The 24,590-nt window shown below is 63.4% G+C and carries 27 protein-coding genes; 6 read left to right on the top strand and 21 right to left on the bottom strand.

Annotation, left to right across the window (positions count from 1 at the left end):
* Positions 1 to 214: 214 nt before the first annotated feature.
* Entirely contained in the window at positions 215 to 1,795 is a 1,581-nt protein-coding gene (locus MTR66_RS05585) for a class I adenylate-forming enzyme family protein (RefSeq protein ID WP_243918598.1), read from the top strand.
* Here MTR66_RS05585 and MTR66_RS05580 read toward each other — a convergent pair.
* From MTR66_RS05580 to MTR66_RS05545, 8 genes are all read right to left on the bottom strand, one after another.
* A complete protein-coding gene (locus MTR66_RS05580; RefSeq protein ID WP_243918597.1) occupies positions 1,786 to 2,337 on the bottom strand; it encodes a carboxymuconolactone decarboxylase family protein in 552 nt (183 codons plus the stop codon). The two genes, MTR66_RS05585 and MTR66_RS05580, sit on opposite strands and share 10 nt — an antisense overlap.
* Before the next feature lie 19 nt (positions 2,338 to 2,356).
* Complete coding sequence (locus MTR66_RS05575; RefSeq protein ID WP_243918596.1) at positions 2,357 to 3,109, bottom strand: SDR family NAD(P)-dependent oxidoreductase; 753 nt, start codon at positions 3,107 to 3,109, stop codon at positions 2,357 to 2,359.
* A 27-nt stretch (positions 3,110 to 3,136) separates the two neighbouring features.
* Positions 3,137 to 3,952 carry a phytanoyl-CoA dioxygenase family protein gene (locus MTR66_RS05570; protein ID WP_243918595.1) on the bottom strand — a complete coding sequence of 272 codons (816 nt, stop codon included), beginning with the start codon at positions 3,950 to 3,952 and terminating at the stop codon, positions 3,137 to 3,139.
* 17 nt (positions 3,953 to 3,969) lie between these two features.
* Positions 3,970 to 4,503, bottom strand: a complete 534-nt coding sequence (locus MTR66_RS05565; RefSeq protein WP_243918594.1) for a VOC family protein — start codon at positions 4,501 to 4,503, stop codon at positions 3,970 to 3,972.
* Positions 4,500 to 5,801 (bottom strand): amidohydrolase family protein, encoded by a 1,302-nt coding sequence (locus MTR66_RS05560; RefSeq protein ID WP_243918592.1) that lies wholly within the window; start codon positions 5,799 to 5,801, stop codon positions 4,500 to 4,502. Before MTR66_RS05560 ends, MTR66_RS05565 begins: the two co-directional genes overlap by 4 nt.
* Positions 5,802 to 5,888: 87 nt before the next feature.
* Complete coding sequence (locus MTR66_RS05555) at positions 5,889 to 7,169, bottom strand: cytochrome P450 (protein WP_243918590.1); 1,281 nt, start codon at positions 7,167 to 7,169, stop codon at positions 5,889 to 5,891.
* Positions 7,162 to 8,106 carry an SDR family NAD(P)-dependent oxidoreductase gene (locus MTR66_RS05550; RefSeq protein WP_243918588.1) on the bottom strand — a complete coding sequence of 315 codons (945 nt, stop codon included), beginning with the start codon at positions 8,104 to 8,106 and terminating at the stop codon, positions 7,162 to 7,164. The genes MTR66_RS05555 and MTR66_RS05550 overlap by 8 nt, the downstream gene beginning before the upstream one ends.
* Positions 8,107 to 8,271: 165 nt before the next feature.
* Complete coding sequence (locus MTR66_RS05545) at positions 8,272 to 8,982, bottom strand: TetR/AcrR family transcriptional regulator (RefSeq protein ID WP_243918586.1); 711 nt, start codon at positions 8,980 to 8,982, stop codon at positions 8,272 to 8,274.
* A gap of 256 nt (positions 8,983 to 9,238) precedes the next feature.
* Here MTR66_RS05545 and MTR66_RS05540 point away from each other — a divergent pair, with 256 nt between their 5' ends.
* Positions 9,239 to 10,210, top strand: coding sequence for an enoyl-CoA hydratase/isomerase family protein (locus tag MTR66_RS05540; RefSeq protein WP_243918584.1), 972 nt, complete (start codon positions 9,239 to 9,241; stop codon positions 10,208 to 10,210).
* A gap of 6 nt (positions 10,211 to 10,216) precedes the next feature.
* On the opposite strand, the gene MTR66_RS05535 is transcribed toward MTR66_RS05540, so the two are convergent.
* Positions 10,217 to 11,809 (bottom strand): nitroreductase family protein, encoded by a 1,593-nt coding sequence (locus tag MTR66_RS05535; protein WP_243918582.1) that lies wholly within the window; start codon positions 11,807 to 11,809, stop codon positions 10,217 to 10,219.
* A 126-nt stretch (positions 11,810 to 11,935) separates the two neighbouring features.
* Here MTR66_RS05535 and MTR66_RS05530 point away from each other — a divergent pair, with 126 nt between their 5' ends.
* From MTR66_RS05530 to MTR66_RS05520, 3 genes are read left to right on the top strand one after another with little or no spacing between them, the layout of a single operon-like run.
* Entirely contained in the window at positions 11,936 to 13,519 is a 1,584-nt protein-coding gene (locus MTR66_RS05530) for a flavin monoamine oxidase family protein (RefSeq protein WP_243918580.1), read from the top strand.
* Positions 13,519 to 14,166 (top strand): glutathione S-transferase family protein, encoded by a 648-nt coding sequence (locus MTR66_RS05525; RefSeq protein ID WP_243918578.1) that lies wholly within the window; start codon positions 13,519 to 13,521, stop codon positions 14,164 to 14,166. Before MTR66_RS05530 ends, MTR66_RS05525 begins: the two co-directional genes overlap by 1 nt.
* Positions 14,167 to 14,209: 43 nt before the next feature.
* Positions 14,210 to 14,635: a Rieske (2Fe-2S) protein gene (locus tag MTR66_RS05520; RefSeq protein ID WP_243918576.1), complete on the top strand. Its 426-nt coding sequence runs from the start codon at positions 14,210 to 14,212 to the stop codon at positions 14,633 to 14,635.
* 20 nt (positions 14,636 to 14,655) lie between these two features.
* Here the strand turns inward: MTR66_RS05520 and MTR66_RS05515 are convergent, their stop codons facing one another.
* The 4 genes from MTR66_RS05515 to MTR66_RS05500 all read right to left on the bottom strand — a co-directional run bounded on the left by MTR66_RS05515 (position 14,656) and on the right by MTR66_RS05500 (position 16,037).
* Positions 14,656 to 15,060 (bottom strand): group II truncated hemoglobin, encoded by a 405-nt coding sequence (locus MTR66_RS05515; RefSeq protein ID WP_243918573.1) that lies wholly within the window; start codon positions 15,058 to 15,060, stop codon positions 14,656 to 14,658.
* Positions 15,057 to 15,368 (bottom strand): DUF6156 family protein, encoded by a 312-nt coding sequence (locus MTR66_RS05510; protein ID WP_243918571.1) that lies wholly within the window; start codon positions 15,366 to 15,368, stop codon positions 15,057 to 15,059. The genes MTR66_RS05515 and MTR66_RS05510 overlap by 4 nt, the downstream gene beginning before the upstream one ends.
* Before the next feature lie 8 nt (positions 15,369 to 15,376).
* Complete coding sequence (locus MTR66_RS05505; protein ID WP_243918570.1) at positions 15,377 to 15,706, bottom strand: antibiotic biosynthesis monooxygenase family protein; 330 nt, start codon at positions 15,704 to 15,706, stop codon at positions 15,377 to 15,379.
* 94 nt (positions 15,707 to 15,800) lie between these two features.
* A complete protein-coding gene (locus MTR66_RS05500; protein WP_243918568.1) occupies positions 15,801 to 16,037 on the bottom strand; it encodes a hypothetical protein in 237 nt (78 codons plus the stop codon).
* Positions 16,038 to 16,186: 149 nt separating this feature from the next.
* Here MTR66_RS05500 and MTR66_RS05495 point away from each other — a divergent pair, with 149 nt between their 5' ends.
* On the top strand, positions 16,187 to 16,921 hold the full coding sequence (locus MTR66_RS05495) for a hypothetical protein (protein WP_243918565.1): 735 nt from the start codon (positions 16,187 to 16,189) through the stop codon (positions 16,919 to 16,921).
* Positions 16,922 to 16,940: 19 nt separating this feature from the next.
* Here MTR66_RS05495 and MTR66_RS05490 read toward each other — a convergent pair whose 3' ends face one another.
* From MTR66_RS05490 to hypF, 8 genes are all read right to left on the bottom strand, one after another.
* Positions 16,941 to 17,255 carry a hypothetical protein gene (locus tag MTR66_RS05490; RefSeq protein WP_243918563.1) on the bottom strand — a complete coding sequence of 105 codons (315 nt, stop codon included), beginning with the start codon at positions 17,253 to 17,255 and terminating at the stop codon, positions 16,941 to 16,943.
* An 85-nt stretch (positions 17,256 to 17,340) separates the two neighbouring features.
* Entirely contained in the window at positions 17,341 to 17,493 is a 153-nt protein-coding gene (locus tag MTR66_RS05485; protein WP_243918561.1) for a hypothetical protein, read from the bottom strand.
* 50 nt (positions 17,494 to 17,543) lie between these two features.
* The gene (locus MTR66_RS05480; protein WP_243918558.1) at positions 17,544 to 19,253 is read right to left on the bottom strand and encodes an ATP-binding protein; all 1,710 of its coding nucleotides are present in this window, start codon (positions 19,251 to 19,253) and stop codon (positions 17,544 to 17,546) included.
* Positions 19,250 to 19,738: a hypothetical protein gene (locus MTR66_RS05475; RefSeq protein ID WP_243918556.1), complete on the bottom strand. Its 489-nt coding sequence runs from the start codon at positions 19,736 to 19,738 to the stop codon at positions 19,250 to 19,252. Before MTR66_RS05475 ends, MTR66_RS05480 begins: the two co-directional genes overlap by 4 nt.
* A 155-nt stretch (positions 19,739 to 19,893) precedes the next feature.
* Positions 19,894 to 20,931, bottom strand: coding sequence for a hydrogenase expression/formation protein HypE (hypE, locus tag MTR66_RS05470; protein ID WP_243918554.1), 1,038 nt, complete (start codon positions 20,929 to 20,931; stop codon positions 19,894 to 19,896).
* A complete protein-coding gene (gene hypD, locus MTR66_RS05465; RefSeq protein ID WP_243918552.1) occupies positions 20,928 to 22,037 on the bottom strand; it encodes a hydrogenase formation protein HypD in 1,110 nt (369 codons plus the stop codon). The genes hypE and hypD overlap by 4 nt, the downstream gene beginning before the upstream one ends.
* Complete coding sequence (locus MTR66_RS05460) at positions 22,034 to 22,273, bottom strand: HypC/HybG/HupF family hydrogenase formation chaperone (protein WP_243918550.1); 240 nt, start codon at positions 22,271 to 22,273, stop codon at positions 22,034 to 22,036. Before MTR66_RS05460 ends, hypD begins: the two co-directional genes overlap by 4 nt.
* Entirely contained in the window at positions 22,273 to 24,588 is a 2,316-nt protein-coding gene (gene hypF / locus MTR66_RS05455) for a carbamoyltransferase HypF (protein WP_243918548.1), read from the bottom strand. The genes MTR66_RS05460 and hypF overlap by 1 nt, the downstream gene beginning before the upstream one ends.
* Positions 24,589 to 24,590 lie beyond the last annotated feature (2 nt).

The raw sequence follows: 24,590 nt of genomic DNA, 5'->3' as shown, positions 1-24,590 counted from the left end.
CGGGGCAACGGGGGGAAGCGGGCGGGCCTGGGTAACGGGATCCGCCCGCTGTCGTTTCCGCACTGCACAGCGCCTGCTTGGAACGAAGTCACTGGCTGTTCCACGCAACGCCGGTGACCGGCCCGGCCTGCCAAGGCAAGGATAGCGCATGCCTGAAACGAATATCTCTGCTGCCGCTACATCTCCCGGGGAATTGCCCTCCACGATACCGGCTATGCTTGCGTCAGCCGTTGCCCGCCGGGGGGATGCCGATGCCATTGCCACGGTCTCTGAAACCGTCAGCTATCGTGAGCTGGATGAGCGCAGTGCGCGGCTCGCCCGGGCTTTGCTCGCAGCAGGCGCGGGCAAGGGCTCCCGCATTGCATTGCTCGCTCCGGACGGCATTTTCTGGGTCACGGCCTTTCTCGCAAGCCTGCGCATCGGCGCTTTGCTCACATGCGTCAGCACGCTCGCCAGCCCGAAGGAACTGGGCCATATGCTGCGCAACAGCGACGTGCAGTATCTGCTCGCCGCGCGCCGGTTTCTTGGCCACGACTATGGCGAAAAGCTGCAAGCAGCTTTCCCGGACCTTGGCGCGATGGAACCCGGCAGGCTCCGGATAACCAGTGCGCCATACCTGCGGCATGTCTGGATGGACGATGCGGAAGGGCTGGGATGGTGCGAGCCTGTTGAAAGCCTGCTGGCACTCGCTGCCGAACCGGAGGCCCCCTCACCCGAGCTGCTGGCCGCAGCAGAAACCCAGGTTTCGCCCTCCGACGATGCCGTGATCGTCTACACGTCGGGCAGCACCTCGCTGCCGAAAGCGGTCGTGCACTCGCAATGGAACGTAACGCGCCATCCCCCCGAACTGGCCAAACTGTTTCTCGTGAAGCCCGGAGACCGGATGCTGCCGATGCTGCCTGCGTTCTGGCTTGGCGGCATGGCCATGGCGATGCAGGTAATCAGCCAAGGCGCTACGCTGGTCTATCCCCCTTCCCCCGATACCGCAGCCATACTTGAGACGATCCAGCGGTGCCGCGTCAACCGGGTCAACGGCTGGGGAGATGGCTTGTTGCGGCTGCGCGCGCTGGCGCAGGATCACGGCATCGATACCGATGCCATCGTTGGTCTCGGCCCGTTTCGCGATGCTGCCGGAGAGCTGATCCCGCCCCACCTGCAATCGAACATGCTCGGCATGAGCGAGACTTTCGCCCCGCACAGCGCCGAACCGATCAATGTCCGCCTGCCAGATGACAAACAGGGCGCCTCGGGCCGGACCGTCAACAATTACGAACGCCGCGTGGCCGATCCCGATACAGGCGCTCTGGTTGCGGCCGGGGAAATCGGCGAACTGCAATTGCGGGGCGGCGCGCTGATGACTGGCTTCTATGGCAAACGCCGCTGCGAGGTCTTTACGCCAGACGGCTATTACCCAACTGGCGATCTCGTGCGGATCGATGCCGACGGCTATCTCACCTTCGTCGCGCGCCGCAACGACATGATCAAGACCCGCGCGGCCAATGTCTCCCGTCTGGAAGTGGAAGCGGCGCTGCGTGAATTGCCCGGCGTCGCCAATTGCGCCGTAACCGGATTGCCCGATGCGGAATATGGCCAGATTGTCGCGGCAGCAGTGGTTCTTGCGGAAGGTATCGAACCCGATGCGGAAATGCTGCGCAAGATGCTGCGCAAAAGCCTTTCCAGCTACAAAGTGCCGCGCCGCTTCGCGTTCGTGCGGGAAACGGACATTCCGCGCACGGCGACCGGCAAGCTCAAGCTGGATCAGCTTGCCGGCCTCTTCGCCGCCGATCAGGCCTGATCGGCGTAGTCGCGCAAGGCATTGAAACTTTCAAGATCGGGTTCGAGCTGGATGCCGAAGCTTTTCGTCAGCAGAGCCATGGTCTGATAGCAGCCCGCAAGGAACACGATCTCCATCATCTGTTCCTGCGAATAGCGGCGGGACAGGCGCGCCCATGTTGCATCGCCGATGCGCTGATCCCGGTAAAGCTCGTCGCAAGCGGTCAGCACATCACGATCATCGGCGGTCAGCGCATCGCCCTCCCCGCAGATGAACGCGTTGATCTCTTCATCGTTCAGCCCGCACTTGCGCGAGATGACGGCATGGTGCGTCTTTTCGTAGACCTCCCCGCACAGCTCCAGCATCCGCAGGCAAACGATCTGGCGGTCCCGCGCGGGCAAGGCCGTCCCGGCTATCAGCTCCTTCAGCCAGGGCACGAAAGTGCCGTACATGCGCGGGCTGTTGATCAGCACCCTGCTGAATTCGAGATGCGTCCATTCGCCCACAAGGGCTTTCTGCTCTTCGCTGAATGCTGCGGGATCGAGCGCGGGTATGCGTGTCATCCGGTATCTCCCTAATGTGCTATTGTGTCGTCCAGCCGCCATCGACCGCGATGGCCTGGCCGTTGAGGAACCGCCCGCCCTCACTGCACAGGAACAGCGCCGTGGCGGCGATTTCCGACGGTTCGCCAAGCCGCCCCATCGGGCTGGCATCCAGCAGCCCTTTCAGCAGATCCTGCGGCAGGTTCTGGTTCATCTGTGTATTGATCGTGCCCGGGCAGATCGCATTCACAGTAATCCCTGCGCGCGCATATTCGAGCGCGGCGGTTTTCGTGAGCCCCACCACGCCATGCTTGGCGGCGGTGTAAGCCGCGAATGTCGCCGCGCCAACCAGTCCGGCCACTGAAGCGCAATTGACCACGGCCCCGCCCCCCGATTCCAGCATCGCGGGAATCTGGTGGCGCATACAATGGAACGTGCCGGTCAGATCGACGCTCAGCACCCGGTTCCAGTTTTCCAGCGTGCATTCGGCCGTGCGCTTGCCATGTTCTCCGTCAATACCCGCCGCATTGAAGGCCGCATCGAGCCCCCCGAAGCCGGACAATGCTGCACCCACGGCGGCTGCAACAGAAGCGTCGTCCGTCACATCGCAGGCGATAAAACGGCAGGCTCCGAATGCTTCGAGATCGCTTTGCGCCCGGGCGCCTGCAACGGGATCCCTGTCTGCCAATGCCACGGCATAGCCTGCCTTGACGAACGCTTCGGCGGTCGCCCGGCCAATACCCGATGCTGCCCCTGTGACAAAGGCAACCTTGCGCCCATCGGCTTCACTCATGTCGGTCTTCTCTCCCCGGAGGCTGTTCTATTCGGCGATGATCGGAAAAGCCGCATCCGGAAACATTCCGTAAGGCACCATGCCATGCGCATCGGGTACGAAGGCCTCCGGAGGTGCACCGTTCCAACGGGCGTCGGCCGGTTGCGGCAGCACCAGATAGGCCCAGCGTGGCCGATCGAGGCTGTTCTGCCCCGCGCCGTGCACGGTAAGATGGCTGTGCGCGGTGACATCGCCCGGCTCGTATGTAACCTGCTCGGTCATCGGCAGGTCTTCGAGTTCGGGATAGACCTCGCGGATATCCTTGCCGTCGTAGCTTGTGTAATTTCCCAGAACGCCCAGCTTGTGCGATCCTTCGATGAAGGACATCGTTCCCGCGTCCGGGCCATATCCCTCCAGCGGAATCCAGAACGTCATCCCGCCGGTGCGGTCCACGGCAAAAGTGATGAAGTCCTGATGGAAGCTGGTCGCGCCATTGCCCTGGTTGCGCGTCTTTCTGGCGGCAGGCAGTTTCGGCGCGAAGAAGTCGTTGAACAGGCGCACCGGGACATTCGCCTTGCGCGCCATCAGCGCTTTTGCTGCATCCCCGATCCCGTGCAGCATCGGCCGCACTTGCGGATCGTGGTAACCGCTCGCGGCCTGTGCATTGAAATAGGGCTGGTCGATCCCGTAGGGCGGATTGCTGTCACCATCCTCGCCCATGATACCCTGCGCCTTGCGCAGCAGCGTCGCGATCGTATCGGGATCGATGAAGCGCTTGAGCAGCACCCAACCCTTTTCCTGATAATGCGCCACTTCTTCCGGCGTGATCGTGCGGCAAGGCGCCATGTGCACTGTGGTAGCCATGATGGTTGTGTCCTTGTTCAACCGAGCGTGCGGATCGGTTCGTTGCCGTCCCAGCCCTCGGCGGCGGCCCGAAAGGCACCGAAGACTTGCGCGGCAATGGGATTGGCCGTGATCAACTCGGTCAGGTAGCCAAGCTGCGGAACGGTATCGATGTAGCAAGTGCGCGCGCCCATCATCAGGCCTTCGAAAGCCATCGCGGCACCACTGGAAAGGTAGGCTTCCCGCTCGGCGGCGTAGTCCTCGCAATAGAACCCGGCATGGTGGAAGCCTGCCTTGCCGAACGGCACCACGTCGCTCCACACGCCGGGACGGCCGTCCAGCGGCTGCACCAGTTCGATCTGGGTGGCGCCGCATTGGCCGATCGCGGCCCGGTGCGGGGCGATATCGGATGGTGTGCCGCGATAGACCCCATCCTCGAAATGCACATCCTCGAACAGGAAGAACGGCCCCGCGCCTGCGGTCCGGACCCAATGATCGACCGCGGCTTCCAGATCGGGCACGACCCAGCACAGCTGCATGATATCCTTGTTACGATCCGAAGGAGCGATCATGCTGCACGCATTCCCTGTCCCGTCCCGGCAGTCCGCCGCGCGCCGGGAGGCAAACGGTCGATGGTGAAAGCCCCGCTCTGTATGACGGCCTTCAACGCCTGCTGCGGATGAGCCAGAATGGCGGGGTCGGCGACCGGATCGCCATCGATGACGATCAGGTCTGCCAGCACCCCGGACGCGATCACTCCAAGCCGGTCTTCCCCGTCAAGCAATGCCTCGCCCGCGTTCTTCGTGCCCCAGCTCAGAACCTGAGCCGCATTCAGGCCGGGAATGGCGGCGTAGTAGCCAAACTCGCGCCCATAGTTGCCCACCTGATGATCCAGCGGATCGTCCTCGATCACTTCGCGAAAGACGCCCGAGTAATCATCGCCCGCCAGAATGCGCACACCGGCGGCCTGTGCCGCAGGCAGGGTATCGCGCACGTGATCGTAAAGGCGCTGCATATCCGCATTGCCCCACCCCAGTTGCAGCAGGCATTTCGGATAGATCAGGCTCGGTACCCAGAAGGTGCCCTTTTCGGCCATGGCGGCAATCGCCTCGGCATCGATTTCATCCCCGTGGTCAAGGATATCGACGCCCAGTTCGATGCACTCCATGATCATCGCCTTGTCGGCAACGTGCGCACGCACCTTGGCGCCCCGGCCGTGCGCCGCTTGCGCAATGGCCGCGATCTCATCCCGGTCCATGTTGCGCGATACGCGGCTCGGGAAGCCGTGTCCCTGGCTGGCGAAAATCTTGATCGTCTGCGATCCGCGCCGGATGTATTCGCGCACGATCCTGCGCATCGCGTCCGGCCCGTCGAAGAACACGTCCGTGCCCGGCGTTACCTGCTTGCGCCACCACAGCTTGCTGTCGTTGAGATCGCCGGTGGTGCCGATGTGCGGGCTGCAGGCACGCAGGCGCGGTCCTTCGACGATGCCCTCCGCAATCGCGATCTTGAGCTGCGCGTCAACATCGTTGCTGCAGCTTGCACCGATGTAGCCGGTAAAGCCGCTGTCCAGCAGCACGCGTCCATTGCGGATGGCCATGGCCATCATTACGCCGGGCGGGAACTCCTTGCCCAGCGGATCGCCAGCCAGCCCCTGCGCCAGCGTGAAGCGGTAGAAGTCGGGATGGAAATGGCAGGTGATGAGGCCGGGCATCAGCGTCATGCCGCCCAGGTCGATCACCTCGGCTCCCGGTACAGCATGGCCCGCAGCAATCGAGACGATGCGATCGCCATCGAGCGAAACGGTTTGCGTTTCCGGCAGCATCGATGTGCCGTCAAACACCCGCGCATTGGTGAATGTGATCGTCATGCAGGGAGCCTATGCTGCAGGCTGCGGCACGGCCATGGCAGACACAGGCAAACTTAGAACGGTGCCATGCGCCGTACCAAACATGGCCTAAGCCTGCCGCCGCCGGAACGTCAGCGGCAGGCGCTCCAGCGTATGCGTCGCCAGCGTCGGCAGATAAGTCAGCTCGCTTTCGGGTATGGCAAGCCGGATGTCCGTAAGACGGCGAATGAATTCCTGCGCGGCGACTTTCACTTCCATCCGGGCCAGCGCGATGCCGACGCACTTGTGAATGCCCGCCCCGAACGTCAGGTTCGCCCCGACATTGGGCCGCGCGATGTCGAGATGGGCGGCATCGGGAAAACGGTTCTCATCATAGTTGGCGGACGCAAACATCACGCAGACCTGAGACATCGCCGGGATCACCGTACCGCCAACTTCAACGTCTTTCATCGCGGTGCGGAACAGTCCGTGGACCGGCGGCTGCAAGCGCAGCACTTCCTCCACGAAACGGCTCATCACCCTGTCGTCATCGACTTGCGGATAGAGTTCCCCGGCCAGCCCTTCATGCGTGGCCAATACGTGCAGCACATTGGTAATTCCGGCCGCCGTCGTATCGTTCCCGGCGATCAGGAAGGCCCGCACGGTCGCCACCAGTTCCGTGAACGAGAGCCGGGGATTGTCCTCGTCGGCAAGCTGGGCATTGACGAGATCGGAGATCATGTCCTCGCGCGGGTTGGCCTGCCGGTCGCGGACTTCGGCAATGATCGTGTTCTGCAGATCGCAGATGGTGCGGGCATTGACCACCATCTCCTCACGCGTCTGCATCCGGCCGATCTGCGCAAGGATCGCCGTGGTCCACCAGGCGATCTTTTCGGTCCCGATCTTCGCGAAATCGAGCCCGAGCTGTTCGCAGATCAGATGCGCGGTCAGCGGCGCACCGATATCGCGCATGCCATCGCATGCACCCTTGTCCGCAACCTGCTCGATCAGATCAGCGACGATCTGGCGAATGCGCGGCTCCAGATCCTTCACGCGGTGCGCGGTAAAGGCCTTTTCGGTCAGCCGCCGCAGCCGGGTATGCGCGGGCGGATCAATGGCCAGATCGCGTATGAACCCGCCGCCTTCACGGTCGAGGATCTCCGCGAACTCCTCCACATGCCCATTGGCGTACCGGTCCTGATAACCGTGTTCGAGCGAGAAGGTTTCTGCGTCACCCAGCACTTGCCTGGCGTCATCGTACCGTGTGACCAGATAGACATCGAGGCCGGGATCATAATAGACCGGCCGCTCCTCACGCAGCGCCGCATAAAACGGAAAAGGGTTGTTGCGGATCGCCGGATCGAGCCGGCTCTCCGTCCCTGTGGCAGGGGCTTCAGCGATATCAGGCATTGTCTCTCTCCGCTGCATAGGGCCGGATCTTCCACTCAGAAGTATCGAGCAGGGCCACGCCCAAAGTCTGCGCCCCCTCTTCGGCGACAATGGCATCCCACTGCGCCGCCACGTCCTCGATGGTCAGTGCGGGCATGGCGATGCCGCGCGTGCGGCACATGAAAGTCCGCTGCACGGTGCCGCCCACGGCATCGATGCACTCACCGTTTGCCTCGCAATCTTCATGGCACAGCCAGCCAAGCGCAGGAGAGCACAGCTCCGGCGGCAGGTTCGTGCGCGAATGCTGGAGCATCGGCGAATCTTCCTGCAGCATGGCCTGCACCATGCGCGTATATCCGCCCGGGCTCAGCGCATTAACATGAACGCCCAGCGCCGCCCCTTCCGCTGCCAGCGCGCGGGTCAGCGACCACACCCCGCCCTTGCTGGCCGCATAGGCGGCCTGATTGGCAAAGCCGGTCATCGAGGACGATGCCGTGTTCACGATCCGCCCGTACCCTTGCGCCTTCATGTGCGGCCATGCCGCGTGGCAGCAATAATAGGTTCCCATCAGATTGACCGCGATATGCCGCTCGAAATCACGTGCAGTCATGACCTCGAACGGCGCGCCGATCGAGATCCCGGCATTGTTCACCAGAATGTCGATACGCCCGAAGGCATCCAGCGCGGTATCGATGATCGCGGCGGCCTCCTCCGCGCTGGTGACCGAATCCGTGCTGGCAACCGCCCTGCCCCCAGTCTCTCGAATTTCGCGGGCAACCGCCTGCGCGTCAGCACGGCGGGTATAGCCTGGCACGCCAGGATCATGGCCGATATCGTTGACGACGACACTGGCGCCGCGCGCGGCCAGCAGCAGCGCATGAGCCCGGCCCAGACTGGGATTGCCGCCCGCCCCCGTCACCACGGCCACCCGGCCATCGAAGCGCAAAGGAGCATTCATGCGCGGATGTCACTGCGGCATCGGATCGGAGGAACAGGCAGCATCAGGCTTCCTTGCGAATGGGCATGGCCTTTCGCGTATCACCCGCTTGCAAAACGGCTCAACCGCGCCCCCGGGGATGCTCAGGCCAATGCAAGAACGTTCCCGCCGCTTGTTCCAGCCTGATCAGGCGTAACGGCTGTCAGGCACCGTCGGCAATGCTCCGGCATCGCCGCGCCCAAAGCGCAGATCGCCCCGGCACAGGGCGCTTGCCATGATCGTTTCGTAACCGCCGCAGAGCCGTTCGCGCAGTTCTTCGAAATCCAGCCCGCGATCGGCCCATTCCACGCATGTCGCCCCCAGAAACAGCATGAGCTGCTCGGCCAGGAACCGTGCGCTGATATCGCTGCGTACCACGCCCGAGCGCTGCTGCTGCATCAGGAAACGGTGCATCGTTTTGATCTGCTGTTCGCGGAAATCATAGAAAATCTGCCGTGCGTCCGAAAAATAGATCCGGCACACGTTCCGGCTGAATTCGGGGTTGATGCGGATCGAGGCCAGTTCCCGGTCCAGCATCGCGGCGGGCACTTCCGGATCGAAGGGGTCGGGCGTGGCCGTCAGGTTCACGTAAATCGCATATTCGTTGATTGCTTCCCCGATCGCATGATCGCGGGGCCCGACAAGGTTGTAGATCGTCTGCACCGCATGGCCGGACTGTTCCGCGATGCGCCGCACCGTTACGCCTTCCAGCCCGTCCTCCATCAGCAGGCGCCGGATCGTGGCGAGAATGGTCGAACGGCGCTGGCGCTGGTTGTAACCGGGCGTGCGCACCCGGCCGCCGGGCGCCGCCATGCGCGCGACCGGCTGGCACGGATCGAATATGACGGGTATGGACACCGGAACGCTTGCCGCTGCCGTTGCAATCGGGGTTGCCATTGGCCAGTTCTCTCCTCCTCGCCGCAACCTGTATTTTTGTTTCCGGATGCCCGGAACGCGGCGCGATGAATGAGATTTTGTGCCCTTGTCCGTTTCCATGCAAGGGCAATGGCCGCGCCGAACAAAACTGAGGTTCGTTCCAGACAATCGCATTTGCGATGCAAGGCGCCATGTTTTAGCTCCCGCACCGACATAAAAGATCAAGGAGATTGCGCCGATGGGAACAGAAACACCGAAACGCCCCCCGGCGCAGGACATCGTTCTTTACGAGAAAGACCCGGCAACCAAGATCGCCACAATCACGCTGAACCGGCCCGATGCCCTCAACGCGCCGACCATTGCCGCACGCCAGCGTTTCGCCGATCTCGTCATGCGGGCCAATGTCGATGACGATGTGAAAGTGCTGATCGTGCGCGGCGTGGGCAATCACCTGGGCAGCGGGGCGGACCTGCCCGAGATGGATGGGATGTGGAACGACGATCCCGACTATTCCTGCCTGCCCGAATTCCGCATAGGCGAGGACGAAGGCGTGAATTACCCGCCCAAGGGCTCGTTCCGTTATCTCGCCAACATCACCAATCTTTACGCCAATTCCAACGCGGGCCTGCGCAGCCTGCAGGATTTCAAGAAGATCTCGATCGTCGAGTGCAAGGGCTATTGCTACGGCTGGCACTTCTACCAGTGCGCCGATGCGGACATCATCGTCTCGGCTGACGATGCGCTGTTCGGCCATTCGGCCTTCCGCTACGTCGGCTGGGCTGCCCGCATGTGGCAGTGGGCGCTGATGATGGGGCTCAGACCCTTCATGGAGATGGTCTTCACCGGCCGCCCTTTCACGGCGCAGGAAATGAAGGAACTGCACTTCGTCAATTCCGTCGTTCCGCGCGAAAAGCTGGAGGAGGAGACGATGAAATACGCCCTCGCCTGCGCCCGCAACCGGCCAGTCGATACCGTGGTGATGCAGAAGATGTTCTTCGAGGTCTTCAAGCAGCAGCAGGGCGAATACATGGGATCGATCATGTCCGGCTGGCTGGAATCGATGCTGCCGATGGTGCAGCCCGATCCGGACACCGGGATCGGCGTCGATGCCGAAACCTTCGAAAAAGGCCTCGCCAACGCGGTGAAGGACAACGACCGGCAGTTCCCGCCCGACTGGCGGTTGAGCATGAAGGGCCGCAAGCAGCCCTGAACCTTTCTACAACCGCGCTTCCAGACGGAAGCGGCCAGGATAAGCGGGCGTGGAACTGATGCGTTCATCGGTCAGCGCCCGCCCCATCGCGAAGTGATAGAGTGCCTGGAACGTCTCTCCGGAGAGGCCCAGAACGCGATGGATCTCGTCGTCGAGAAAGCAGCCGATCCCGGTTCCCGCATGACCCGAGGCTTCGGCCTCCAGATAGAGGCGGTGGCCAATCAAACCGGCCTGCCAGTGCAACTGGCGATAGCGCCAGGGATCAGCCTCCACCGCCTCGCCAAACTCGGCCAGCATGCAGAACGTGACGCAGGAATCCGCGGCGATCGGCTGGTGGCAGCAGAGCGCGCGCACCAGCTTCCGGAAATCCCCCTTGGCTAGCAGCCTGAAGGCGGGAATGCGCGGAACCTCGGGGACATCCTGCCAAAGAAGATCCCCATCCATCGCCGCACACAGACGAGGCTCATCCTCTGCATCGCGCAGCAAAGCATAGAGCCCCCGTTCCAGCCCTTCCACATTGTGCACGAAGGCCAGCAGATGAAGACTGCTTTCGCGCAGCAATTGCGAAACGGAATCGAGCACCCGGGAAAAGACACCCACAGGCAGAACATGATCGCGGGCATAGCGCTGGGCGCTTCGCCGGGTGAGAATGGCATCCGCCGCGCGCACCTGTGGAGGCGGCGATGCCGGGGCCTTTCCGTAAACCCCCAGGCCCTCCACCATCCCTTCGCTGGCTTCGGCCACCGCGCCGATCACCGGCCAGCGGTACATCGGACGGGGATCGAGCAGACTTGCAGTGCCCGACCAGCGTTCTTCACCCACGCAAACCGGAACCGGGACACCGGCAACGTCTTCCGGCGCGCCGGTTTCAATGTGGAGCAAGACTTCCGGCGCCTCCCGCTCCGCGCGGCCGAAGTCTTGCATCCGGTCCAGCCCCAGCAAGTGGGCGATCCCGTCCGTGCCGATCCCCGGCACCACTTGGGCACGCCAGCCCAGCACACTGCACGCTGCCGAAATCGCGCCGATAGCGTGCCCGGTATCAAGTTGGCAGTAGCGGAACGCCCGTTCGCCATATTTCCAGGCCTCGCGCCACAGGATCGAACTCAGGCCGATCCAGAGCCCAGGCCGTTCAAGGATCGACGAACAGCGCAGTTCCAGTCCGTGATCTCCGGGCCGGTAGTGATGCATGCCATCAGAGATGCCGTTGATGCCGCGCGCAATGAGGTAGGCCTCGGTCGGGTGCAGGTTTCCGCTGGAAGGATTGCACCGCAGCGCCCAACTGTCCGGCCCATATTCCTTGATCGCGGCCAGACCGAGAGACAGTTCCAGTAAAGCCCCGATGCTGCGGATATCAGGCGTAACCGGCGGCACATCATGCTGGCTGGTCAAAGCCGCGTAAGGCGTATCAATGGCATCGGATACCAGCGGCAGCAGCGAAATGGGCGCCCCCGTGTAGTGCCGGTAGGGCGAAGGCTGGGCATCCCAGTCGAGCGTTTCCGGCCCTGCCGCATAGCCGTCCTGCCGGTGCTTGGTCCGGCGGTGATAGGCTAGAACCGCCTCTGCCCGTGCCTGAAAATCCCCCACCGCGACATCGAGCATAAGCGCTTCGCCTCCTGAAAACGGGCCGTCCAAATATGTTTTTGCAAACAAGTTTCATGCCACGGCGGCAAATTGCCCGGTTCTTGCTTGGCGTGCTCCGACACGAAAAGCGCCGGGGAGTAAGCCATGTACGATGTCGCCATTGCCGGGGCGGGCCTGAGCGGGCTTGCCCTTGCCGAGATACTGGAAGCCCAGGGACTGTCGGTCCTCATTCTGGAAGCGCGCGGGCGGCTGGGCGGCCGCGTGCTCACCGAGATCGATCCCGATAGCGGGCTCGCTGTCGATCTCGGCCCCACGTGGTTCTGGCCGCACCGCCAGCCATTGATGGCCGCGCTTACCCAACACCTTGAAATTCCCTCGTTTTCGCAGAGGGATGAGGGCGAGAACCTGTCTCTGGCCGATGCAGGCAAGGAACCGCAGCAAACCCCGCCGATATCCCTTCACGACAACGCGCACAGGCTGATCGGAGGCATGGCACAACTGACGAAAGCCCTTGCCACACGCCTGTCCCGCACCGAAGTGCGGTTGGGTCATGTCATTCAGGCAGTGTCCGACGAAGGCCCTCATGTGCGTCTGACATGGTGCTCCGATCAGGGCGATGGCGAGGTTCTGGCCCGCCATTGTGTCATGGCCCTGCCCCCACGCCTTGTCGGGTCCCTGACATTTTCTCCCGCTCTGGACTGGGCAACCCTGTCGGCTCTGCAACATACCCAGACATGGATGGCCACCTCCGCGAAAGCAGGCACGACCTGTTCCAGCCCGGTCTGGCGGGACAAGGGCCTGTCCGGTTCCGCCTTCGTCACCCACGAACAGGCCGTTCTGGCCGAGACCTGGGACGCCTGCGACGCCACGGGCGATCGCGCCGGGCTCGGCGGGTTCCTAAGCCTGTCTCCCGCGCTGCGGCGGGACTTCGCGGAAGGGCTGCCGATACTAATCGAAAGCCAGTTGACCCAACTTTACGGCCCCGAACTGGAAGCGCGCGCGTCATACTACCAAGACTGGGCCAGCGAAGGATACACCTGCGCGCCGGCCGATCTCGCGCAAGAGCCCGACGATCACCCTCCCATCGCGGACAGCGTTCTGCGCGGCGCGCATTGGGGGGAGAAGCTCTACTTTGCCGGAGCTGAAACCGCCGCGCACGATCCCGGTTATCTGGAAGGCGCCCTCGATTCCGCGCACCGTGTCGCACGAGCTATCCGTGAAGCGCACGAGCGCGAGGACCTGCTGGCCCGCCCCGCCAATGCCGCCGCGCTCGAAAGCTTCGGCCAGTGGATGGCTGAACAGCGCACGACAGGTTTCTCCACCTACCGCGCCACCCTGTCCCGCAGCCTGATGCGGCAGGAACGCGAACAGCTTACCCAGCGCGCCCTGCTGGCGGCAGCGGAAGAGGTCTTCGCCAAGGCGCTAACGGCGCTTGGCGGGCTGACCTTCGACGGGACCGGGGCCTCCGTTATCGAGGGCCGCTCCAGCCTGCTCCCGGCCGTGCAGGCCCCGTTCAAGCCCTTCCTGGACGGGCTTCTGGGTGAAGTCCTGGAATTCAACGCGGCCTCCTGCGCGCTCTCCAACTTCCCGGACGAACACAAACCGCCGCGAGACTATGTGAATGCTATGCTGCGCGATGTCGCAGCCGCCTGGGTGGAATTTTCGCAGGATGCCAATCTGCTGCTGCTCGGCAGCCATGGCGATGATGCCAGCGCGGGGGCAGCGTGATGGCGCACATGTGTCTCTTCATGGCCCCGGGCTCCTGTTCCACTGCCGCGAATATCATCCTGGAGGAAGTGGAAGAGGTGTTCGAAGTCGCGGTGATCAACATCCCCGCAGGCGAAAATCGCAGGCCCGAATATCTCGCGATCAATCCGAACGGCACGATCCCCAGCCTGCGCCTGAAGGACGGCAGCGTGCTGACGGACCTGATCTCCATCGCCGAATGGCTGGGCCGCAATTGCCGCCGCGGCCGCTACTGGCCCGCCGATCCGGTGTTGCAGGATCGGGCCCGCAACATCATGCGGCATGTCGTCGGGAACGTCCATGGACAGGGCTTTTCCCGGATCTTCGTGCCCGAAGCCTATAGTTACGATCCTGAAGAGGCGGCGCAGACGATGTCGGAAGGCCGCCGTATCGCCGGCAAGATGCTGAGCGAGGCCGCGCTGATGCTCGATCCCGAAGGCTATGCGCTGGGCGCCTTCAGCGTTGCCGATCCGATCCTGTTCTACGTCGAGTTCTGGGCGGACATGACCGACGTGCCGCTGCCGCCGCGCCTGCTCGATCACTACCGGCTCATGCTGGGCCGCGATGCCGTCTACCGCGTGCTGCGCGAGGAAGGATACGATCCCGGCAAGCTGGGCAAGGCGGCTTGATACCCCTCACCGATTTCCCAAACCTCTGAAATGGAGGACTACCATGAGTGAACTGTTCGTCATCTGCGAAACGCTGGAAGTGCAGGAAGAGGACGTGCGCAGCTTCGTGCTGGCCCGCATGATCGACGGGAAAATGGAGCCCTGGCCCATCTTCGTCACGCGCCGGGGCAGCAAGTTCCTCGCCTTCGAGAACGCCTGCCCCCATGGCGGCGAGCGGCTCGACACCGGCACCGGCGAATTTCTCGACGAGGAAGGCAATTTCCTCAAGTGCAGCGTTCACGGCGACTTGTTCGATCTCGATGACGGCAAGTGCTTCATCGGCCCGGCCAAGGGCCAGAGCCTCAAGCCGATCGACCTGATCATCGACGATGGCGACATCTGCATTATCGACGATACGCTGACCGACGAGGACGGCATGCACATCGACGAGCCGGATGCGCATCCCGAAGTGATGATCACCTCGGACTGAGCCGGGTTACGGGAGGAGGCTCAGCCCTCCTCCCCGTCCTGCCGGTTGCGCATCCAGTCGGCCAGCTTGGCGATGGACTGGCGGATGTTCTGCCGCGCCTCCTCGTCCGCGATGGTTTCGGCGAGCGCGCCGTCCATGCACAGCATCCACTCGTCGCGCGCGGCATTGCCGATGGGAAAGCCCATGTGCCGCTGGCGCAGGCGCGGATGACCGCGTTCGGACGAGTAGAGTTTGGGACCGCCCAGCCATTCGGTGAAATAGCGTTTCAGCACCCGCTTCACCGGCTCCAGATCGGGATCGTGCATGGCGCGGATACCGCGCGCTTCGGGCAGGGTATCCATCCGGTGATAGAAAGATTCGACAAGCCGGTCGATGGTGTGGGTACCGCCGATCCGCTCAAACATGCTCACATCGGTATCGCTCATTCGGAAGGCACGTCCTCGAAAGTCAGTTCGACCGGCTCTTCATCGCTCATCGTGATCAGCGCCCGCACCAGCCTGCCGTCGCCTCCGTAGTCATAGCGGTGCGACAGTTCCACTTCGCCGTAGACCAGCTTGTCGAAACCCGCCAGCCGTTCGTCCCTATCGTACCAGGCCCGGATAAACGTGTTGCGATTAGCCACCTGGTCTTCGCCGATCGGCCCGGTCAGCCTGAACGGCAGATCGACGCCCGAATACGTCACGAAATAGCGAAAGGCCCGCGCCGCTGCGGCGCATCCGGCAGGTGTTGCCATGCCCCGCGTCAACCAGCCGGAGCCGATGCGCCGACGGTCTGGATCACTTCAAAGCCTTCGAACCGGGGCGGGCCGATATAGAGCGGCTTGCGGTCCCCGGCCCCGGCATGGGCCTTGCGGAACGCTTCCGACGTGGTCCACGCCTCGAAATCGGCCTTGGAACGCCAGACGGTGTGCGAGGCAAACAGCGTATGATCTTCCGCCTCCGGCCCGCGCAGGAGGTGAAACTCCACGAACCCGGGCACTTCATCCAGATAGCTTTCGCGGGTCTTCCAGACCGCCTCGAAAGCCTCTTCCTCTCCCCGGATGACCTGGAAGCGGTTCATGGCGATGAACATGCACTGTTCTCCTCTCTGATCTGCAGACCGTCGGTTCCCGGTCTTAGCTGGTGGCGCAGCCGCAGCACGTCAATGGGCCCGGCCGTTGCCGTGCCTATTCCGGGCTGCCCCACGACACCGATCCCGGCACGAGGTGCGCGGTGATCCCGGCCTTCACAATGTCTTCAAGGGTGCGAAACAATGTCGCTTCATGAACGAGCACACCCCTGGGTGTCGTGACTGCGACATAGCGGGACACATTGTCCACGTCACAGCTAAAGTCCTCGCCAGGGTCGGACACACTCCGCAAATTTCCATTCCAATCAACGAAATAGCCATCAAGGTTGGGCATTTGCGACTCCCTGTGAACGATACCGGCCCAACTGCCGGCATGACTGCCTGAGCAAACTCCATGCCATCACCGGGGCTGCCAATTGACTCCCGTCAAATGCCCGCTCCCGCAGGCGCGCTACAGGTTCCTTTTTTTGGACAGGTAGCAAGATGACCGGCCAGCCGATCGACTTTTTTCATCAGATGCGGGAAGGTTTCGGCCGGATTCTGGCTCATGAGGGCGCCAGCGGCCCCGCCGCCGCCATAGCCCTGGCCGACAGCGCCTTTGACTGGTTCGAAGGCAATATCGAAGCCCAGACCGCAGGCCAGCCTGCGCTTGCCTGCGCCAAGGGTTGCCCGACCTGCTGCACGCTGCGTGTCACGGCAACGGCGCCGGAAATCTTCCTGATGGCGGCCTATATCCGCAAGGTCGAAGCCACGGCGCAGGGCGCGCAATTGCAACTCACCCGGCGCATCGTGCTGGCCGAGGAGGCAACACAAGGCCGAACGGAGCAGGAAAGGCTGGCGTCGGGCCGCCCTTGCCCGATGCTGATCGACGGCGTCTGCGTGCTGCACCCTGTCCGCACGCTCGCCTGCCGGGGCCATGCCGCCTTTTCTGAGGAACAGTGCCGCGCGGCCGTGAACAGCGAAGAGGCCGAAGTCAGCGTTTCGGAACCGCACCTCACGCTGCGCGCTCTGGTACAAAGCGCCTTGCAGGCCGCCCTGCGCGACCATGGGCTGCCCTGGGGCCTTTACGAACTCAATCAAGGGCTTGCCCTGACGCTGGCCGAACCGGAACTGATCGATGAATGGTCTCGCGGCGCAGACGGGCTCGCCCCGGCCGCTGTCGATCTCGACATGGCGGCTCTTGGCCAAGCGTTCGACGAACTGCGCGCGGTCAACTGAGCCCGGCCATCAGCTCCCGCTATTCGATGCCTTCCTGCCAGGCCTTGCTGTTGATGGCGGCCTGAAAACGCGCCTGGGCATAGCGGGGATCGGACGCGAACCGGGCCTGGTTCTCGTAAAGCGCGGCTTTGGCCTTTTCCGCCTCTTCCCGGGTCAGCGCGATGCGGCCCGCCACATGGGTGGCTTCCGGCGCGGTATACATGATCTGCAGCTTGCGCGGATGGGTGAGGATATCGGAGACATCCATCGATTCCGGTTTGCCGTCGAGCGTCACGGCAAGGCCGCTCACTTCGACACGGCGGCCGTCCTGCGTCATCTTGATAAATGTTGCCATGGCCAACTCCTGTGCATGACTACCCTATATCCGTTCGCCTGCGCATCCTCTCCCGCATTCAGGCAGTGAATGGACAAATCGCGGCCTATTCGGCGGATGACTTTTCCGCGTCCTTGATCAACAAGCGCAACCTCTGCACTTTCTCCGGAAGCCACATCTTTCTTCCATAATAATCAACGAGATACCAGATGTCGTTGTAGTCCTGAGACGTCAGCTTATCGTCCACCTTTTCTGTCATGGTTACTTCTCCCTCGGTCAATACTCGCCGTTTTCACACTCTGCCCATATTCACGCCGCCTGCCGCTGGGCCATGTCCATATCCATGCCCCGGAAAATGGAGCAGCGCTGGAACACGTCGATGCTGGGCGGCACGGCCTTGTGGCTGCAATACTTGGCGGTGAGCTTGGCCAGCCCCTTGATGTCGCGCCCACTGGCCTGCGGAAACAAGTCCGCCAGACGCCCCACCAGCGCATCATCCACGGCAAGGCCGAACTGATCGAGCATGACCCGCCAGATCCGCGCGCGGCTTTCCCGGTCGGGCTGATGATAGCGGATGAGCGCGATACAGCGCGACACAATGGCCTCGTCGATGTCGTCCACCCGGTTGGTGGTGAGGAACAGCAGCCCGTTGAAGTATTCCAGCACCCGCAGGAAGACGCCGACAACCGCGTTCATCGTCATGTCGTCCTCACGACGCTTGATGTAGACGTCGGCCTCGTCGATCAGCATCACCGCGCCCCAGCGCTGGGCGCGGGTAAGCACGTCCTTCAGTGACGCCTCCATCTGCGTGACATTGAGCCCGAGCTGCCCCGAATGCACGCGGTAGAGCGGGCGGCGGATGATCTCGGAATAGACTTCGGCCGTCAGCGTCTTGCCCACCCCCGGCGGGCCCGCGCAGAGCACCGTGGTGCCGCCCGACTTGCCCTCGACGATATCGTCCATCAGCACGTCCATTTCGGCGGTGAGGATGTCGATCAGGTCGGTCTGCTCGGGCGGCAGTACCAGCTTGCCCTTGAGCGCGGGCTGATAGGCATAGGGCTCCATATCGTCGACATGCGCCCAGACGTAGTGGTGCAGATCGAGATGGAACATCAGCACGAAGGCATGGACCGGCACGTCGACGAACATGTCCGCCGGAATGCCCGAGGCCAGCAGGCGGATTTCCTCCTCGTTATCGTACTGGTTGCTCTTGCCCGCGCGGCGCAGATACGAAGCCAGAATCTCGCCCGGCACATCGAGGGTGAGCGAACGCTCTGTGAGGATGCCTTCGTCGTTGACCAGCCGCGCCTTGCCGCCCGAGGCGGAAAGCACCACTACATCCTTGCGCGTCCAGTCGGTATCGCGGCGGGCGGATGCCGGGTCTTCGGCATAAAAAGCCCGCCCTTGCGCGGCGAACTGTTCGCCATAGCGCCCGCGCCAGGCGAAATAGCGTTCCGCCGTGGCATCGTAAGCCGCAATCAGATCGGGGGTTTCCTTGAGGAAGCCCTTGCCCACCAGCACTTCGCCCAAAGTGCGTTCGTCGATATCACCCGCCGTAACGCGGAAGACATTGGTAACAAGCGTGCCCTTGGCATTGGCCTTCAGCTCGAGGAAGATTTTGCCGCTCTCGTCATTGGTGGTGGGCGTATAGTCCAGCCGGGTGACGACATAGGGCAGCGGGCGGCGCGAGATATCCGCGCTGAACAGCCAGCCGCGCAGGCCATCGGTGAGCAGATAGCGCACCAGATCGGTCAGGAAATCCTCCAGATCGTTCGCGCCATAGCGCTTTCCGGCATCGCCCAGCACGCCGCGCAAGGTGGTAAGCTGGGCCGCCCTCACCTGATATTCGGCTCCCGCCCCGCGATAGATCTCTCCCAGAAAATCGCACTGCGCATCGGAGAGTTGCGCCACCGGCACTTCGGCCTTCTCCCCGAACCGCAGTTGCGCGCGCAGCGGCTCCAGATCGGGGAACTGGCCGATCAGCCTATCGAGATGATCGCGTTCGACGGCCAGTTTCATGCGGCGCATCCTTCCGCCAGTTCGGCGACAACCGGCCAGCCCACTTCGCCCTGCGGATCGAGCTGGCGCAGTGCGTCGAGTATCGCCGCAGCATCGGCGGGCCGGTCATCCCGCAAGGCAATGAAGGCGAGCGCCTTCAGCGTATAGAGCGCGAAGCGGCCGGGATCGGCGGGGCCTGTCCGCATGGGTATCCGGGGCAGCCACAGCCGCCAGTCACCGCTCCACCCCGCCTGCCGCGCAGCCTCTGCCAGCCCAGCCTCCGCCATGGCGCGGGCCTGATCGAGACGGCCTGAATATGTGTGAATCTTGTAGAGGCAGAAATAGGTCGGCAGCGCGGAGGGATCGAGCGCCAGCGCCTGACGGAACAGCGCATCGGCGGCTGCCTTGTCCTGACGATGGGCCATGACGCCCGCCTGCAGCAGCTCATCCACTTCCTCGGGCACGGAGCCGAAGTTGATACCCTCGAATGGTACGTCCGTGTGCATCCGCTGTCTCCTTGCCACGGCAGAAGCAAGATCCGCGCCACCATGAGGAGGACGGAATTCAGGGCGCTAGCACGACAGGCGATGATCGAAATGCGACAATCGGCGTCGGAGAAGAGTGCCAACGTCCCGATTGCGACAAAGCCGTTATACCGGTTTCAGCAAATCCGCGGCAGTTGTTCACACGCCAGAAGATCGAGCGCGTAGCTTCCGCCCAGCGTGCGCAGGGCGACGCTGCCGGGCAGGCCCGTTTCCTCCACTCGGCCCACGATCGCGGCCGATATGTCGAATTCGCGCAGGATGGACAGGGCCAAGACTGCCGCCTCCGGAGGGACCAGCGCGGCAAAGCGGCCTTCATTGGCCACATAGAGCGGATCAAGTCCCAATATCTCGCAGGCCCCGCGCACCGGCGGTGAAATAGGAATATCCCCTTGCTCGATCTGCATCGCCACACCTGCCGTGTCTGCGATTTCCACAAGGGCCGTGGCCAGCCCGCCCCGCGTCAGATCGCGCAGGCAATGGAGGGGGATGTCCGCCTCGATCAGCCGCAGCACCTGCTCCGAGACGGGGGCACAATCGCTGACGATGGGCGGTTCCAGACCCAGATCTTCGCGCGCCGCCATCACTGCCATGCCGTGCCTGCCCAGATCGCCGCTGACGATAATCCTGTCCCCGGGCCGCACTTGCGCCGGGTTCACGGGCGCAGGCGCCACAACCGTCCCGATCCCGGAGGTGTTGATATAGAGCCCGTCGCCCTTTCCCCTCTCGACCACTTTCGTGTCGCCGGTCACGAGGCGGACACCGGCGGCCTTCGCAGCCGCGCCCATGGAATGCACGATGCGCTGCAAATCGCCGATCCCAAAGCCTTCCTCGATCACGAACCCGGCACTCAGCCACAGCGGCCGCGCTCCGCACATGGCAAGATCGTTCACCGCGCCGTTCACAGCTAGCGAACCGATATCACCACCCGGGAAAAATAACGGCTGCACCACATAGCTATCGGTCGTGAAAGCAATCTGTCCGTCAGGTACGCCAAGGACCGCCCCGTCATGCGTCAGATCATCGCAGGACTGCGCGAAGGCGGGGCGGAAAATCTCCTCGATCAGGCGATGCGTCAGCAAGCCTCCACTGCCATGGGCCAGTTCTATACGCTCGCCATCCCGTTGCGGAATCGGGCAGTTCAGCGAAATGGTCATGCCACTTGCTGCCGGGCCGTATGCGGACGGCGGTAGCGGTAGTAGGCAGCACAAGCCCCTTCGGATGAAACCATCGTCGCCCCCAGCGGATGCTCGGGAGTACAATGCGTTCCAAAGGCCGGGCAGTCGCCAGGTTTGCGCACGCCGCGCAGCACTTCGCCGCTGATACAGACATTGGCTCGCTCCGGCTCCACCGCCACCATGGGAAAGCGGCGAAGGGCATCGAACCCGGCATAGTGCGGCGCCAAGCCAAGGCCGCTTGCCGGGATCGTTCCCATACCACGCCAGTCCTGTGCCTGAACGGTGAAGACCCGTGCCACGGCAGCCTGTGCCACCAGATTACCGTCTGCACGAACCGAGCGGGCATATTGATTCTCAACGCCGCAACGCCCCTCTTCCAACTGGCGAATGACCATGTAGAGGCCTTGCAGCAGATCGAGCGGTTCGAAACCGGTTACGGCAATCGGAATGCCAAAGCGCTGCGCGATGGGCTCGTAATCACGGTATCCCGCAATCGTGCAGACGTGGCCTGCTGCCAGGAAACCCTGCACACCATTGTCCGGATCGCCCAGCAGAGCCTCCATCGCGGGGGGCACCAGCACGTGGCTGACAAGCAGCGAAAAGTTTTCGACGCCCATCCCTTCCGCCTGCAGCACGGCCATCGCGGTTGCCGGCGCCGTCGTTTCGAAACCGATGGCGAAGAACACCACCTCGCGCCCGGGATTGTCCTGCGCGATCTTCACGGCGTCGAGCGGGGAATAGACCATGCGCACGTCTGCGCCCCGGCCCCGTGCCGCCATCAGGCTCCCGCTATTACCCGGCACGCGCAGCATGTCTCCGAACGAGCAGCAGATCACGTCCGGACGGCTGGCGATGGCAATCGCTGCATCGATCATGCCCGGTGGCGTCACGCAGACCGGGCAGCCGGGGCCGTGCAGCAAAGTGACGCCTTCGGGCAGCATGCGATCGATACCGTGGCGGACGATCGAATGAGTCTGGCCGCCGCAGATCTCCATGATGGTCCATGGCCGGGTGGTAATGGCGGCTATGGCATCGGCACAGCGCTGCGCTGCGGAAGGATCACGGTATTCATCGATATGTTTCACGAGGCCGCCTCCGGCCCGATCTCATCGAGCAGCGCAAGTGTGCGCAGGGCTTCTGCTTCATCGATGACGGCAATGGCGAAACCGGCGTGCACCAGCACGTAGTCACCGGCGCAGGCTTCCGGAACATAGGCAAGATTCACCCTGCGGACGATACCGGCAAAGCCCACCCGGCCCTCCCGGGTGAGCGGATCATCGCCTTCCACTTCCAGAAGCTCTCCGGGAACCGCAAGGCACATCAGTCCATCACCTCATCCATCCGCCGCGCGGCATAGGCCGCCTGCCCCACCGCCAGCCCGCCATCGTTGGGCGGAACGCGGATGTTACGGTAGACCCGGAAACCGCCCTCCTGCAAACGCGCCATGGCCCGTTCTGTCAGCAGAGCATTCTGGAAACAGCCGCCGCCCAGTGCGACTTGCGCGATCCCGGCGTGCCGCGCCATTTCCAGAATGGAATCGGCCAGCCAGTGGTGAAAGCCCGCCGCCAGGCTGGCCACAGACACGCCCCTCGCAGCAGCCTCAGCGATGGCCGCCAGCATGGGCCGCCAGTCGAGTTGCAGGGTATCACCTTCCGGCATCATCACTGGCGATGGCAAGGCATGCACTGCCGAAGCGGCCCTTGCCGCGAATTCGACCGCCATCGCCGCTTCCCCATCGAATGTTGTCCGCTGGCATAGGCCGAGCACCGCCGCCACAGCATCGAACAAACGCCCCGCACTCGATGTCAGCGGCGCGTTGATCCCGCGTGCGAGCATGTTGCGCAGCATAGACTGTTCGCCGGGGGCGAATGCAGCAAGGAGTGCCACGTCTTCTCTATCCCACAAGGCATCGCCATACAGGGTGTGCAGCACGCCGATCGCAGTCCGGCGCGGCTCACGAACAGCCGCTTCACCACCCGGCAGGCGGAACGGCAGCAGATGGGCCACGCGGCGGCAGGCGGCTCCTTCAACGGCAAGGAATTCACCGCCCCACACAGTGCCGTCTTCGCCAAAGCCAGTGCCGTCCCACACGGCGCCCAGCACCGGTCCCTCAAGCCCGTTCTCGGCCATCACCGACAGCACATGCGCCAGATGATGCGGCACGGGGCAAACCCGGTCACTTATGGCAGAGGCGGCGCGTGTCGTGTGATAACCCGGATGGGCATCGCAGGCGGCAGCGCCGGAACGGACACCATAGAGGCTGCGCATGATCTCTACCGACCGGGTAAACGCCGCACGCGTTTCGGTGTGCGCCATGTCCCCGATGTGCGGCCCCAGCACGATCTGTCCATCCCATCCCAGTGCCAGCGCATTTTTCATATGCCCGCCCAGAGCGAGCACGGGCCGGGTCTGTTTCGGATTGGCCAGCACCAAAGGCGCCATCCCGCGCGCGCAGCGCAGCGCGGTCACACGGCCTGCGATCATGCGTGTGACCGTGTCATCGACCGGATTGACGATAGGCCGGTTATGCGTGAGGAACAGGTCCGCGATGCCGGGCAACCGGGCCAGAGCCTCATCGCCGTCCACCGCCATGGGCTCACCACTCCGGTTGCCGCTGGTAGCGACGACGGGAAAGCCGAGAGCCTCCATGAGAAGGCCATGCAAGGGCGTAGCGGGCAACATCAGGCCGATGTCCGGATTGCCCGGTGCGACGCTGGGCGCAAGCGGTGTGGCACAGTCATCCCGGGACCGGAGCAGCACGATAGGGGCTGCCGGAGACATCAGCGCTTCACGCTCCGCATCGGAAACATGTACAAGCCCCAAGGCATCGCCAAGGCTTCCGACCATGACCGCAAAGGGTTTGGCCGGACGGCCCTTGCGCTGGCGCAGGAGGGCGACGGCGGTTTCATTGCGGGCATCGGTCAAGAGCTGGAAACCACCGAGGCCCTTCAGTGCAACGATAGCCCCTTCGCGCAGGGCTTGAACCGCACGCGCCAGAGCTTCATCCCGCCGGGCCAGAACTTCGCCGTCCCGGCCTTGCAGCGCTAATTGAGGCCCGCAGTCGGGACAGGCATTGGTTTCCGCATGAAACCGGCGCGATGCGGGATCGCCGTATTCCGCCTGGCACGCCGGACACATCGCGAAATGCCGCATCGCCGTGCGTGCGCGGTCATAGGGAATGGCCTCGATAATGCTGTAGCGCGGGCCGCAATGGGTGCAGGTAATGAAAGGATAACGGTAGCGGCGGTTCACCGGATCGAACAGTTCCGCCCGGCATGCCGCGCACATCGCCAGATCGGGCAGGATGGAGGCCGACGGAGCACCTCCGATATCGCTATACCCGATCGTGAAGCCTTGCTGTCCGTCCGGTTCCAGCCTCTGCCGGACAATGCCCTGAATGTTTGCGGGCCCCGGCGTTTCCCGGCGAAGGCGGATCTGGAACCGCTCCACGGCACCGGCGGGTCCTTCCACTTCCAGCGCAACCCCGCCGCCGGCGTTGCGGACAAAGCCGCCCAGCCCCTCCTCCACCGCCAGCCGGTAAACAAAGGGCCGGAAGCCAACGCCCTGCACCGCGCCCGATACGTCCAGCCTGATCCGCTGCACGTTCTGGACATCGAGGCAGGGGACACTTTCCATGC

The sequence above is a fragment of the Novosphingobium beihaiense genome (assembly GCF_022832375.1).
In the GTDB taxonomy this organism is placed as follows: Bacteria; Pseudomonadota; Alphaproteobacteria; order Sphingomonadales; family Sphingomonadaceae; genus Novosphingobium; species Novosphingobium beihaiensis.
The sequence above is the reverse complement of the archived record's forward strand: the minus strand, read 5'-3'. Positions and strand labels throughout refer to the sequence as shown.

Bases quoted from the DNA above. Each gene is read 5' to 3' on its own strand.
- MTR66_RS05555 (WP_243918590.1), bottom strand. From the start codon at position 7,169: ATGCCTGATATCGCTGAAGCCCCTGCCACAGGGACGGAGAGCCGGCTC.
- MTR66_RS05585 (WP_243918598.1), top strand. From the start codon at position 215: ATGCTTGCGTCAGCCGTTGCCCGCCGGGGGGATGCCGATGCCATTGCC.
- MTR66_RS05540 (WP_243918584.1), top strand. From the start codon at position 9,239: ATGGGAACAGAAACACCGAAACGCCCCCCGGCGCAGGACATCGTTCTT.
- MTR66_RS05550 (WP_243918588.1), bottom strand. From the start codon at position 8,106: ATGAATGCTCCTTTGCGCTTCGATGGCCGGGTGGCCGTGGTGACGGGG.
- MTR66_RS05500 (WP_243918568.1), bottom strand. From the start codon at position 16,037: ATGCCCAACCTTGATGGCTATTTCGTTGATTGGAATGGAAATTTGCGG.
- MTR66_RS05460 (WP_243918550.1), bottom strand. From the start codon at position 22,273: ATGTGCCTTGCGGTTCCCGGAGAGCTTCTGGAAGTGGAAGGCGATGAT.
- MTR66_RS05570 (WP_243918595.1), bottom strand. From the start codon at position 3,952: ATGGCTACCACAGTGCACATGGCGCCTTGCCGCACGATCACGCCGGAA.
- hypE (WP_243918554.1), bottom strand. From the start codon at position 20,931: ATGACCATTTCGCTGAACTGCCCGATTCCGCAACGGGATGGCGAGCGT.
- MTR66_RS05580 (WP_243918597.1), bottom strand. From the start codon at position 2,337: ATGACACGCATACCCGCGCTCGATCCCGCAGCATTCAGCGAAGAGCAG.
- MTR66_RS05535 (WP_243918582.1), bottom strand. From the start codon at position 11,809: ATGCTCGATGTCGCGGTGGGGGATTTTCAGGCACGGGCAGAGGCGGTT.
- MTR66_RS05490 (WP_243918563.1), bottom strand. From the start codon at position 17,255: ATGGCAACATTTATCAAGATGACGCAGGACGGCCGCCGTGTCGAAGTG.
- MTR66_RS05475 (WP_243918556.1), bottom strand. From the start codon at position 19,738: ATGCACACGGACGTACCATTCGAGGGTATCAACTTCGGCTCCGTGCCC.
- MTR66_RS05510 (WP_243918571.1), bottom strand. From the start codon at position 15,368: ATGGCAACACCTGCCGGATGCGCCGCAGCGGCGCGGGCCTTTCGCTAT.
- MTR66_RS05530 (WP_243918580.1), top strand. From the start codon at position 11,936: ATGTACGATGTCGCCATTGCCGGGGCGGGCCTGAGCGGGCTTGCCCTT.
- MTR66_RS05480 (WP_243918558.1), bottom strand. From the start codon at position 19,253: ATGAAACTGGCCGTCGAACGCGATCATCTCGATAGGCTGATCGGCCAG.
- MTR66_RS05485 (WP_243918561.1), bottom strand. From the start codon at position 17,493: ATGACAGAAAAGGTGGACGATAAGCTGACGTCTCAGGACTACAACGAC.
- MTR66_RS05515 (WP_243918573.1), bottom strand. From the start codon at position 15,060: ATGAGCGATACCGATGTGAGCATGTTTGAGCGGATCGGCGGTACCCAC.
- MTR66_RS05505 (WP_243918570.1), bottom strand. From the start codon at position 15,706: ATGTTCATCGCCATGAACCGCTTCCAGGTCATCCGGGGAGAGGAAGAG.
- MTR66_RS05565 (WP_243918594.1), bottom strand. From the start codon at position 4,503: ATGATCGCTCCTTCGGATCGTAACAAGGATATCATGCAGCTGTGCTGG.
- MTR66_RS05520 (WP_243918576.1), top strand. From the start codon at position 14,210: ATGAGTGAACTGTTCGTCATCTGCGAAACGCTGGAAGTGCAGGAAGAG.
- MTR66_RS05525 (WP_243918578.1), top strand. From the start codon at position 13,519: ATGGCGCACATGTGTCTCTTCATGGCCCCGGGCTCCTGTTCCACTGCC.
- MTR66_RS05575 (WP_243918596.1), bottom strand. From the start codon at position 3,109: ATGAGTGAAGCCGATGGGCGCAAGGTTGCCTTTGTCACAGGGGCAGCA.
- MTR66_RS05495 (WP_243918565.1), top strand. From the start codon at position 16,187: ATGACCGGCCAGCCGATCGACTTTTTTCATCAGATGCGGGAAGGTTTC.
- MTR66_RS05560 (WP_243918592.1), bottom strand. From the start codon at position 5,801: ATGACGATCACATTCACCAATGCGCGGGTGTTTGACGGCACATCGATG.
- hypF (WP_243918548.1), bottom strand. From the start codon at position 24,588: ATGGAAAGTGTCCCCTGCCTCGATGTCCAGAACGTGCAGCGGATCAGG.